The organism is Klebsiella sp. 2019SCSN059 (assembly GCF_021739525.1).
GTDB lineage: Bacteria > Pseudomonadota > Gammaproteobacteria > Enterobacterales > Enterobacteriaceae > Klebsiella > Klebsiella quasipneumoniae.
On record NZ_JAKKOM010000030.1, the window covers coordinates 56,881 to 67,773 of the forward strand.

A 10,893-nucleotide genomic window follows, 5' to 3' on the forward strand; every position below is an offset into this window, starting at 1 on the left:
TGGATCTAGGTGTGGTTTTTTTGCATAACAAAGTATTTTATATTCCAAAAAAACATATAAAACATGTTGCCTGTCAGGCAACAACTATCTATTATCAAATCATGGACGAACGAACTCGTTTGTCTTTGCTCTTTAAAAACCTCTAGGATCGGTAAAGGACTGAGTGAAACTTCCAGTCAACCATTTCTCCAATACGAGACGTGGCCCATGTCCCTCTTCATTGTGATCGTAACTTAATGCGAAATGTATATTGCAATCGTCTATCTACGATACGGCATTGTTTAATGCTGAAATGGCGGGGTATCCAATCAGTTGTGTTGGATGGGTGTTGGCTGGCTTTGTCTACGGTGTGCAACACGATCCACAGGACATTTTGGCGGGGATGCAAGTTGCATCGTGTTGTTAAAATGAGAGGTTTTTATGAAAGATGTTTTAGACACTTTGCGCCAAGTGCGTGAAAAGAGCAAACACACTGTAGACAATAGCTCTTTGAAAAAACTGGATGATGCGATTCTGACCCTTGAAAAGAGAATCGAGGAGAATTCTAGAGGTCACACAGCCTTAGATTATCTTTCTTATATCGCTAAGATCTTTGCTTTAATTAAACTTCTGAGCGGTGATTCTGATTTTCATTGATATCTACCTACTAAGGGGATTTGTTATGTATCCATCTTCATTTTTTGAACGAGCAGCCAGCCATGTCAATCCCATTATCTGAGGTGCACTATGTTAGATATTGGTTCAACCATTAAACTATGCCGTGAAGCACGTAAGCTCACCTTACAAGAACTATCAGATAGAACGGATTTAACGAAATCTTATCTATCTCGTATAGAGAACAATCAAAGAGATCCTACTATTACAGCGTTAGAAAGAATATCATTAGCGCTACATATTCCTCTAAATATAATAATCCTTCTTTCTGAAAGTGAAGAGACAAATGATGAGTTTTCTGACATCAATAATATGCTCAAAAAAACTATAATGGATACATTAGTTAATGCATAAAAATTGGAATTATTCAAATAAACCACTTGCTAATTTAGAGTCTCTATTCAAAATGCTGGAAACAAATGAAGAGAGGCTCACTTATCTTTTAAAAAACAAAAAAAATTATTTCAAAACGGTGCCGGTAATAAGAAAAGGAAAAAAAAGAACGACGTATAAAGTGGTTGGTGAATTATTAAAGATACATGATCTTATTAAACAACGTATTTTTTCTAAGATATCACTCCCAGAGTATATTACTGGAGGTAGGAAAGGAGTCAGCTATATTGATGATTGTAAATCCCATCTTAATAAGTCAATTATCATTCAAGAAGATATGAAGGATTTCTTTCCTTCTATAAAAAAAGATCTGATAGCTAAAGCTTTTCAATATTACATGAACTTCTCTCCTGAAGTTTCGTTATTAATAGCGAATCTGTCAACACTTGAAGGCTCACTTGTTCAAGGGACTAAGTTAAGTACTGACATTGCCAACTTAATATTTTTAGAAGAAGAGGCTCTCCTCAGTGAGGAAGTTAGAAAATTAGGTGGAATTTACACGAGATATGTCGATGACATAACTATTAGTTTCGAATCTGAAGTTAATAATGAAGATATTTCAAAAATAAAATTAATGATATTGTCAATGGCGCTCAAAAGTGGGGTTAGATTAAATAGGAAGAAATCAAGGGTTTTGAGGAATGGTCAGTCTAAAATTGTACATGGTGTAAAAGTAATCAAAGAGCTTAGACCAACACAAAAAAGAAAAGATAATATTAGGATGTGTCTTTTTAATTTGAAGAAAAAAGTGATTGAAAAAGAAAGTGTTATGGATGTCCTTACGTTGTATTTTAAAATTAGAGGATTAATAAATACATTAAAGCAACAAGGTGATAAGAATCATGCAGAGTATATAAAACAAGCTAATCAGTTAGTAGCTGGTGTTGATAAAAAGGAGGCAATAAAATCAATCAGGAAAATGAGAAAGGTTAAAGATATCAGGAAATTAAGATCGTTATATTCAAAGTTAAAACCATTAGGGTATACATCTAAAAGTGTTTCTGCCATTTTGGATGTTGAATATAAAACCTGTAAATGTAAAATTAATAACTAACTGATTGAGAAGTTACGGGTAAATCATACTAGATTGTCATCGATTTATTACGGATTACGATTAATGGGTAATAAAATTATTTATTAACACGATAACTGGATGGTCTCAGTTGTGGTGAATTGTTTTTTTTGTTTTCATGTATCGACGGATTGAGACCCATGTCCTTATTGGTATTGTTGTGCTCGCTATTCTGACGACTTGGGAAACGGTTGATCTCATCCGGTGTTGGTTTATAGTCATCTTGGTTAAACTTGGCTCTTTTCTCATATTCAGTACGAGAAACATAATGACCTAACACTTCATCAAATACATAGTTTTCAGCAATATGTTTATCATGTTCCTCATTGATAATATCATTTTTAACTTTTTTTGCTTTAGCCCATACAAACTTCTCCTTGAAGAAATCGATGACAAGAGTTGTGAAGCGTTTAAAAATATTATCCTGACGTGGAATAGCTTGTGTCCTCTTAACACGTTCAGGGGCGCTTCTGGATGCCCTGTTTGGGTTTTGAGAGGAGGATGGTTTCAGGATAGTATTTGTTCCAGAATCAGAAATACTGACTGATGGTTTCTTACCTGCAGCGACCTTACTGACTTTTGTTTTATCACGGTAAGATTTAACGCCACGCATACGAGTATGAGGGGCTGGTGCTACCAATACAGGTCTTTGATTCTCATCAGTAGAAGAGCCGGAGTGTGTTTCAGGTAATACGATTTGTTCTGGTTCAGCAAGAGCAGCCACGGTGAAGCTTCTGACATCAACGACGATTTCAAGATCAAGTTCACTGAATGTCTTATAGACTTCACCCGCTTCCTGCTTCGCTGCATCACGAACATCCTGTTCTGCGGCCCTTTGCTCCTGAGCAGCCTTACTACGCCATTTGGCACTGTGGATACGTTTCATTGCAGGGCGGTTTGTTTCTGCGGCTTTAGCAAGCCATAGTGCTTTTTCTTCATTATCCAGAGCAGCCGCCGCTTTTTCTAATGCCTCTTCATGCTGGGCCTGAAGGGAACGATGATCAATACGTTCTGACGAACCAGCAGCAGCAAGGTAGCTGTTAGCCATAGATGCCCATGATTCACGCCAAAGGACAGACATTTTTCTGTCATTCCAGCTTCTTTCTTTTTTACCAAAACCTTCAGGGCCTATGGTTTTTAATGTCAACATAACGTGAGCGTGTGGGTTATCGCTATCAAGATCATGAAAAGCGATATCGGCAATCATGCCTTTATCAACGAAATTTTTCTGACAATACTCAAGGACAAGTTTTTTCTTGTCGTCATTGTTTAACTCGGTGGGAATAGCAACATCGAAATAACGAGCTGTTTGACCATTTTGCTGACGCTCGACCCGTTCAACTTCATTCCACAATGCTGTAGAGTCTTTTATGATATGTTCCGGTGCATTAACTGGAGCTAATATGAAATGCCCATATAAATCGGTACGGCGGCTATAATCATACGTATCACCTGTTCTTTCATCTGTTATACGTGTACGAGCATGATAGGCAGCCTTCGCAACGGAAGACCTGCCTTCGGAACGTTTCACAATTTTAAAATCAAGATGAAAAATAGCCATACAATAAAAAGAACCTCAATATAATTTTAAATAACAAACCAAAATATAACTCTCCAATGCGACTATGCTGGTTTTAGTTTTTCGCAAGAAAAACTCTGGTGTTGACGTTGACCTTGTTTCCGAAGGAAACGGTGTTAGCCTGCGGCAGGCAACCGTCGGTAGACCCCACACACTGCGTAGCAGTGTATAGGTGGGCATTGCTTTATTTTTTTATCTCCTAAAGGAGCTAAAAATAACGACAATGTTTAAAGTTTTTCTATAGTTAAATAATAACGCTAGTTTTAAGATCTGTGAAATTAACAGGGTAAGAATCAGATGAACGGCTGAGGTATTACACAAATATTAATATTTTGTATTTTAGATAGCGCCCGTAAGGGCAAAAAGAGTGTTTCCTCATCCCGCCGTAGGCGGGAAAAATAAATTTTATAAAATAGAATGTAGAACAGGTTAAGGTGTGAAGTTATTGTCAAAAATCGATAAGTAAATTTAAAATCATGAATAAGAAAAAATAAGTAACGCGATGAGTATTAGACGCTTAATGTTAGTGTTTGCACACGTATGTGTTATGTAAATACTTGCAGGGAGTGTTGCATTTTTGTGTAAAACCATTTTTTTGAACAATCTAAAAATAATCGTGCGAGGCCCTTTTCCAGAAATGTGATTGTTTTGGCAATCACGTAGCACTGCGATTTTAGTGGTAAGGTGTTTACATGTTAATATGGATAAAATGATATTTTATCCATATAGTAAATTATTGAAGAAAAAAACACTGCAATAACAAGTATTCATCGCCTTCTGTTTTTAAATGAAAATTTTTGCTTTCTTCTATCTCTAATATAGGACAAAAATGATACGACAGAGATAATTAAAAGTACGGATGCTATGGCTAGCAAGAAAAAATTATTCATTCGGATCTCTATAATGTGTGTAGTGAAATGTTAATTATTTTGGAATTAATGGCAAAAGAATAAATTTATATTTATAAATATTGACCCAAGTGATGGATCAGATTATTCCTAATGATGGCATGATAATCAAAAAACTAAAAATAGTTTAAAACGTATGATTATTTTCCTTTGATAGGCGCAGACTATCATGATTCATTCATTGAACGTTCGAAAGGCTTTTTTATAGAAGTGTACCTATTTTTTACTGCTTAAAATGTATAGCAATTATATTGCTAAAAAGCGAGGCTTCGGCTTAGCATTTTAATTTGACAATCTAAATCCGGTGTTGTAAATAAAATGAAGATACAAAAAAAGCCAACTTATCAAAGTTGACTTTTTAAGGACTAAAAAAGTTTTGCCGACTTTTGAAGCCTTGTAATCAGTTAAACAGGAACATGATTACAAATATAAATAAAGTATTATCTAATTAACTTATATTTGTCAAATCTAAATTTCCACTTTTTACAAGCCTGTCAAATACCATTTCCAAAAACATTTATAGTTCTCGAAAGCAATAACATTAAACCTGATTGTACGGGTCTGAGAAGGTAGGAGCGACAGTGTTTGATTCATTCTCAAGGTTATTGTCGATGCCAAAGCGGGGAGTCTGCGTAACATCAACTTGAAGCGCACATCAAAGGCTTTTAGAAACAGCAGTCTAATTTCTTTAGTAAAACGAGAAATGTTTTTAAAGTTATGATGTTGTCTATGGGAGTGCAGAAGGGTGTCGCAATATGGAAACGTATTGTAGCTCTAAGCCATAGCATGAGAAGCGCCTTTTCCTATTACGTATTATAAAAAATTTAAACCAGTTTCAACAATCAGTTTTAATACTGTTATGTTTTGATTTTTGTTTTTTATATGCGGATTAGGAGAGGCGAATCTCTAGAAAAACCAAGTTTTCCTTCGGAAAACTACTACGACTGAAAGTCGCTATCTAAAACCCCAGATCCTAAATTAATTCAATTAAAGTACTACTAGTACGAAATTTTTTAAATAAAATAAAAAAGTTAAATTCCAGAGAATAAATAAGTAAGGTGCCATTTTATAAAGGCACTAACGAAAAATAATTAGAACTATAAGATAAATAAATTACATAGATTAATTTGAGTTTCTTTTGTTTTAGTTGTATTAATTAGTAAATTAGGAAAACAAGGAGAATATAGTGATTAATAAAATACAAGCGGCTGAAAATGTAACTGATAACACTTCAAAAAAATTAAAAAATGAAAAGCAACATAGTGGTGGAAGATTGCAGAGAGTGTCATTAACGGAAAAGCGATTTCTTGATGACGCTCTTCATGCAGCGGCTAGAGTTAAAGGGAAAAAATTAACAGCAGAGGAGCGAAGGAAAGTATTATGTGTAGCAAGAGAGCAAATACGTTCTCAACGTAAGGCTGAGCAGATTAAAAATGAAAGAAATAAAGAAAGGTTTGAAGCAGAGTTTGAATGGAAAAAACCAGTGTCATTTCGTCGTTAAAGCGTCCATTCATTAATGATGATATTATTATTTTTTATAAGAGGTAATACATGGGAAAGTTGAAAACAAAAAATATGAAGGAAAGTGAGTTTATAAATCATATAGAAAGGCATCCGGTTTTCTCAGAGTCTTTATGTAAGAAGCATGGGGTTTCTGTTGTATCACTAGGTTATTCCCTTTATGTCCATAGTAATCATTTTTTTCTGGAGAATGGTTATGTGTCAGATGATATTCATTATGACATGGTTAAAAATAACTTAATCATCATGAAACCAACTCTTAAACGAATTTATAAAAGAACAAGGCAGGTAGATTATAATGATTATACGTTCATGTCAGGGATTAAAGAGTATCAAGACTATTGTATGTTATTAACTCTTTGTTGCTATCATTGGATTGCCGATGTGTTCACTGTCTATAATCATAGTAAAGGGAGTGATATAGTCGTTGATGTTGCTAATGATTTTTTACAAAGAAGCATTGACCACTTTTCAATTGAACATCAAAATGTAGTTGACTGTTTTTATGAGTTAAAAATAAGTTCCCATCATATACAAAGAACAACGATATCCGTAAGTAAGTTTCCCCAAACGGTGAAGTTTCCTTCTTTTGTGATTTTATTTTTTTGACAAAACTACTATTAATCGGATTATATAAATATGAAAATCAACAGAGCTGGATTAAAAAATGTTGACAAATTATTGGAAATGGATATAGGTTGGATCTGGTGGCAAAAAGATGTTGATTTGTCAAAAACAGAGTTTAAGTTTGTTGCTAATCTCATTGTTTTGAAAAATCCAGAAATTAAATATTCTGACATTTTCATTAATTGGAACTCTGTCACTGGAGAGTACTGTATATATATAAAGAATAAATGGTTTGGATATGTAGAGGACTGGCATTTTGCAGGCTATGCGTCTTATGAAGAGTACTATAATAGTTGAAATTTCAGGTTTAAATTAAATAAATTTGACTGTTATTTTTTACATTATATATCTTACTCTTAATAAAGATAAAAGAGAATAATAATATGAAAATTATAATTAAAGCGATAACTTTATCGCTTTTGACGGGAGGCATTGTTCAACTTTTAGTAGATTTAACAAAAGTCTTTACAAACTGAGCAAGGCACGTAACGTAGGAGCCATTCATGCCGGGCTTCATCGAAGAATCCCGATCATTTCAAAACTGGTGTTACTATTAGACATATAAACAGGAGGGAGTGTTATTCTTAATAAAGTTAAGTGTTCGATATTAAAGTTACCATTCCATCTTGGGAAATTAAAAACCAGTATAGGTTCAGTTGTTTCAAGACTGTTTTAGGTACCTTATTAATTTGCTGATGATAGCCAATAATGTCAGGCATTGCGATAGCATATTTGTATTCGGGATTATCCATTCTCATTAACAACTGTCCTAAGCATGTCTTGAAATCGAGACCAATTTGTGTTGTTCTCCCTTTCACTTCAATGATCCATGTCTCATTATTTGTTCTGTGGACACATTTTAAATCAATCGGTTTTTCTGGGACAACAGAATATCCTAATTGTATGAAATACTCTTCTAACTGTTCCTGAATAAAAGATTCATTTGGAAACTCATGAGATAGTTTATAACCTTTTTTGATCATTATACTTCTGACTCTAACGTAAAATATTGATAATCATTTTATCTGATTTCTATGTAAATGTAAAGTTCGTGGAGTTAGAATATTGTTGTATCTCTATTATGATCTTTAAAGTGGGAATTTCTGGATTAAATTAAATAAATTTGACTATTATTTTCTATATTATATATCTTATTCTCAATCAAGATAAAATCAAAAATGATTTTATCATGTTTATGGGCTTCGAATTAATAATACGTAAAACATTATTATAAAACGTATGTTTTGTATTCGTGCTTTTTGTGATTGTTATAATAATAAAAGAGAATAATAATATGAAAATTTTAATTGTGGCGATCATTTTATCGCTTTTGACAGGGTGTGTAGGGCATACAGAATACAGTAAAGAAGCTATCAAAAGAACAGATCTTAATTTTATTGCTATCCCGACGGTTTTAGGTTTAGGCATGACAGGGAGTAGTGTTCCTATTACTCCAGATTATAGCCTTACCGCCGCACATGTCGCTAAATTTATGATGTATAGAGTTAAGGCATATCATCCATCCTGCGATCTTGCTTTGATATATCATAAGAACAACGAAAAAAGCTATCCATTATTTAGAAATAGTGGCATAGGGGAAAATATTACCATGTATGGTCATAGCTTTATTACAGCTATGCCTGTTGAATCAGATGGTAAGGTTTTGACGGATACGATCACCATTAATACTTGGAATAAAGCAGCATGCCCACTTTACGCAACTTCTGCTGGAGTTGTGGTAGGTATGTCAGGCGGAGCTGTTTATAATAAGCAGGATAATACTCTTGCAGGTATTGTTCACGGTTATGCAAGAAGAATAAACAGGGATAACAAGATAATATATAAAGACACATCTCTTTATGTTCCATATGAACGATTTAGTAGTTGGTTAAATCATGAGCTAACACAATGAGAGAACATGATTTTACCCAATATGAAAGGATAAGTTGGATAATAAATTTATGGAGTATGACTTTTAAGCATAAAAATTTTTTAACTCATTGGTATTGACTGTAAAATAAAATTTATTTATATATTTTCTATTGGAATATGAGGGGGGGTGGAAATGAGTGATATTTCAGATAAAGAACAAACCAGAAAAAAGCTACGAATAAAAAAGACATTAGAACAGCAGTTGGCTTCAGCTCAAATGCGTTTAAATCGTTTACAACATAAATCCAAACAAGAAACTAAACAGATAGAAACGCGTCAAAAGATTATTCTTGGGGCAGAAGTCGCCAAAGCTCTTGACTGCGACATTTTCACAGTTGATAAGGAACTGGTCTTAGGGATGTTATTGGAGATCCCACATCTACACCATGATGATAAAGTAAGATTTAGAAAAAATGGACTGTTATTTCTGGCGAGCATGAAAGGTAGAAAAACTTAAATTAATTTTTAACTATTAATTTGACATGCAAACAATAATCTTTTAATTAACATTATATGTTGATTGCTAAATTAGCAACTTAACATGTTCAATCCTTATGTCATATAATACATTTTTTCACGTCCTGACAACATACCGCCCTATTTAACCCTTATAGGGCGGTTGTTTTTTATTTTTCTTAATTAATGGCATATTTCTTTAAAAATATTTGACAAATACTTTTTTTAATTGTATTTTTTTACATACTACTACAGATGAATAACTCCATATTCAATCTTGTAAATCTGCAGTGGTTTTAATAAAGTCAGGAAGTTCTCTTCCAGTTAAAGGGTTGGGTTTATTCCAGCCCTTTTTCTTTGCAAGTAATCATAAATTATCTAAATCCCTAATAAAATTAAATTATCTTTTCATGGTAATATCTCGATTTTATCTTGCGCTATTTTATTTATTTGTTAATTGATATTTATATTTAATAAAGAGCGAGATAGAAATGGACAAAAATAAGCAAGGTTTTTCCCTGTGATAGTTATTGCTGGTTCTTGGTATTATTGCTGCCACAGTGGTTTCAGCTTTTATTGTATACCCGAAAGTCAGAGATGCAAGATACGTTGATATTGAAGCGAAGCATATTGGACAAATTTATGCTTCGGTAAAAACCGTATACACAGGACAGCCTAATTACAGTGGGCTATCAACCACGGCAGTTGCCATGCCTGCACAATTTTTCCCGGAAGACATGCTTTCAAAGAAAATCACATGGGCAATATCTTCATGGGGAGGATATGTTGTTGTTGACTCAAATAAAGTAAGTCCTTCAGGAGGTACTGATTCATCGTTTACGATAAGTTATTCAGATGTACCAGAAAGTGTTTGTGTTAGACTAATCTCCGCTGTTGAAAGTTCTTTCTATAATATCTATGTTTCAAAATAAAAAGGTATAAATAATGATAAAAACAGTGGAGCACTGGTTAAAGAAAATGGAAATAGCACAGATATAGCACTCGCAGCATCCACCTGTCAGAGTGGTGGGCAGAATAACCAAGTTGTATTTCTTGCTCTTTAAAGGTCGCCCGTTTATCGGTTAAATTGCGATAAAGATTTTATTTGGTATTGTTTTATATTTGTGTTTCCGTTATCTATTTTATATCTTTCCAGTTAACCAAGGAGATATAAAGGAAATGAAAAAAACAGTATTAATTAAAAACAAAAAAAGTAAAAAAGGTTTCTCTCTTTTAGAGCTATTACTTGTATTGGGTATTATCGCAGCCTTAGTTGTAGCGGCTTTTATAGTATATCCTAAAGTACAGGCATCACAGAGAGCACAGGCTGAAAGTAATAACATAGCAACGATACAGGCTGGTGTTAAAGCGCTCTATACATCAGCATCCAGTTTTACCGGATTAACAAACTCTGTGGCTGTTCAGGCGAAAATATTCCCGGATAATATGTTAAGTGGTTCTGGTTCAGCCGCTAAGCCCATCAATGCTTTCAAAGGAAATGTTACATTGGCTGCGGATAAAACTGGTCCGTCAGGGGCGGATGGTTCCTCATTTACAATAACCTACTCAAACGTGCCAGCAGCAGAGTGTACCAAGATTATCACTGCAGCAGCAGGGAATTTCTATACGGCAGGTGTAGGAACTGCAGGTAATGTCAAAGCCGCAGGTGAAGTAGGCTTTGTTGAATAAATCGAACTTTTGCTGAGTTGAAGGATCAGATCACGCATCTTCCCGACAACGCAGACCGTTCC

The 10,893-nt window shown here is 34.1% G+C and carries 11 protein-coding genes and 2 pseudogenes; 10 read left to right on the plus strand and 3 right to left on the minus strand.

The genetic code is table 11. The features are described from left to right. Nucleotides 1-420: 420 nt before the first annotated feature. The 3 genes from L2I46_RS23275 (at nucleotide 421) to L2I46_RS23285 (ending at nucleotide 2,101) form a co-directional block, all read left to right on the plus strand. Entirely contained in the window at nucleotides 421-636 is a 216-nt protein-coding gene (locus tag L2I46_RS23275) for a hypothetical protein (RefSeq protein ID WP_032443428.1), read from the plus strand. A 90-nt stretch (nucleotides 637-726) separates the two neighbouring features. Beyond that, nucleotides 727-1,008: a helix-turn-helix domain-containing protein gene (locus L2I46_RS23280; protein ID WP_000884144.1), complete on the plus strand. Its 282-nt coding sequence runs from the start codon at nucleotides 727-729 to the stop codon at nucleotides 1,006-1,008. Further along, nucleotides 1,001-2,101, plus strand: coding sequence for a reverse transcriptase family protein (locus L2I46_RS23285; RefSeq protein ID WP_048291709.1), 1,101 nt, complete (start codon nucleotides 1,001-1,003; stop codon nucleotides 2,099-2,101). Before L2I46_RS23280 ends, L2I46_RS23285 begins: the two co-directional genes overlap by 8 nt. 76 nt (nucleotides 2,102-2,177) lie before the next feature. Here L2I46_RS23285 and mobQ read toward each other — a convergent pair whose 3' ends face one another. Together mobQ and L2I46_RS29835 are read right to left on the minus strand one after the other, a co-directional pair. Continuing rightward, a complete protein-coding gene (gene mobQ, locus L2I46_RS23290; protein ID WP_236948259.1) occupies nucleotides 2,178-3,680 on the minus strand; it encodes a MobQ family relaxase in 1,503 nt (500 codons plus the stop codon). 785 nt (nucleotides 3,681-4,465) lie between these two features. Then, nucleotides 4,466-4,588, minus strand: a complete 123-nt coding sequence (locus L2I46_RS29835; protein ID WP_226322752.1) for a small membrane protein — start codon at nucleotides 4,586-4,588, stop codon at nucleotides 4,466-4,468. Between the two features lie 1,204 nt (nucleotides 4,589-5,792). Between L2I46_RS29835 and L2I46_RS23295 the strand changes: the two genes are divergently transcribed. The 3 genes and pseudogenes from L2I46_RS23295 (at nucleotide 5,793) to L2I46_RS23305 (ending at nucleotide 7,051) form a co-directional block, all read left to right on the plus strand. Then, entirely contained in the window at nucleotides 5,793-6,107 is a 315-nt protein-coding gene (locus tag L2I46_RS23295; RefSeq protein WP_236948260.1) for a hypothetical protein, read from the plus strand. Nucleotides 6,108-6,157: 50 nt separating this feature from the next. Continuing rightward, nucleotides 6,158-6,687: pseudogene (locus L2I46_RS23300) on the plus strand (hypothetical protein). Nucleotides 6,688-6,766: 79 nt separating this feature from the next. After that, complete coding sequence (locus L2I46_RS23305) at nucleotides 6,767-7,051, plus strand: hypothetical protein (protein ID WP_226322750.1); 285 nt, start codon at nucleotides 6,767-6,769, stop codon at nucleotides 7,049-7,051. Nucleotides 7,052-7,347: 296 nt separating this feature from the next. On the opposite strand, the gene L2I46_RS23310 is transcribed toward L2I46_RS23305, so the two are convergent. Then, nucleotides 7,348-7,737, minus strand: coding sequence for a hypothetical protein (locus L2I46_RS23310; RefSeq protein WP_226322749.1), 390 nt, complete (start codon nucleotides 7,735-7,737; stop codon nucleotides 7,348-7,350). A gap of 311 nt (nucleotides 7,738-8,048) precedes the next feature. Here L2I46_RS23310 and L2I46_RS23315 point away from each other — a divergent pair, with 311 nt between their 5' ends. The 4 genes and pseudogenes from L2I46_RS23315 to L2I46_RS23330 form a co-directional block, all read left to right on the plus strand. Then, entirely contained in the window at nucleotides 8,049-8,666 is a 618-nt protein-coding gene (locus tag L2I46_RS23315; protein WP_226322748.1) for a serine protease, read from the plus strand. Nucleotides 8,667-8,819: 153 nt separating this feature from the next. Beyond that, nucleotides 8,820-9,143: a conjugal transfer protein TraD gene (locus tag L2I46_RS23320; RefSeq protein ID WP_226322747.1), complete on the plus strand. Its 324-nt coding sequence runs from the start codon at nucleotides 8,820-8,822 to the stop codon at nucleotides 9,141-9,143. Nucleotides 9,144-9,672: 529 nt separating this feature from the next. Beyond that, nucleotides 9,673-10,074, plus strand: coding sequence for a type 4 pilus major pilin (locus L2I46_RS23325; RefSeq protein WP_077266675.1), 402 nt, complete (start codon nucleotides 9,673-9,675; stop codon nucleotides 10,072-10,074). Nucleotides 10,075-10,321: 247 nt separating this feature from the next. Continuing rightward, nucleotides 10,322-10,807: pseudogene (locus L2I46_RS23330) on the plus strand (type 4 pilus major pilin); the annotation flags it as partial. Between the last annotated feature and the right edge of the window lie 86 nt (nucleotides 10,808-10,893).

Bases quoted from the DNA above. Each gene is read 5' to 3' on its own strand.
- L2I46_RS23280 (WP_000884144.1), top strand. From the start codon at position 727: ATGTTAGATATTGGTTCAACCATTAAACTATGCCGTGAAGCACGTAAG.
- L2I46_RS23275 (WP_032443428.1), top strand. From the start codon at position 421: ATGAAAGATGTTTTAGACACTTTGCGCCAAGTGCGTGAAAAGAGCAAA.
- L2I46_RS23315 (WP_226322748.1), top strand. From the start codon at position 8,049: ATGAAAATTTTAATTGTGGCGATCATTTTATCGCTTTTGACAGGGTGT.
- L2I46_RS23310 (WP_226322749.1), bottom strand. From the start codon at position 7,737: ATGATCAAAAAAGGTTATAAACTATCTCATGAGTTTCCAAATGAATCT.
- L2I46_RS29835 (WP_226322752.1), bottom strand. From the start codon at position 4,588: ATGAATAATTTTTTCTTGCTAGCCATAGCATCCGTACTTTTAATTATC.
- L2I46_RS23305 (WP_226322750.1), top strand. From the start codon at position 6,767: ATGAAAATCAACAGAGCTGGATTAAAAAATGTTGACAAATTATTGGAA.
- L2I46_RS23320 (WP_226322747.1), top strand. From the start codon at position 8,820: ATGAGTGATATTTCAGATAAAGAACAAACCAGAAAAAAGCTACGAATA.
- mobQ (WP_236948259.1), bottom strand. From the start codon at position 3,680: ATGGCTATTTTTCATCTTGATTTTAAAATTGTGAAACGTTCCGAAGGC.
- L2I46_RS23285 (WP_048291709.1), top strand. From the start codon at position 1,001: ATGCATAAAAATTGGAATTATTCAAATAAACCACTTGCTAATTTAGAG.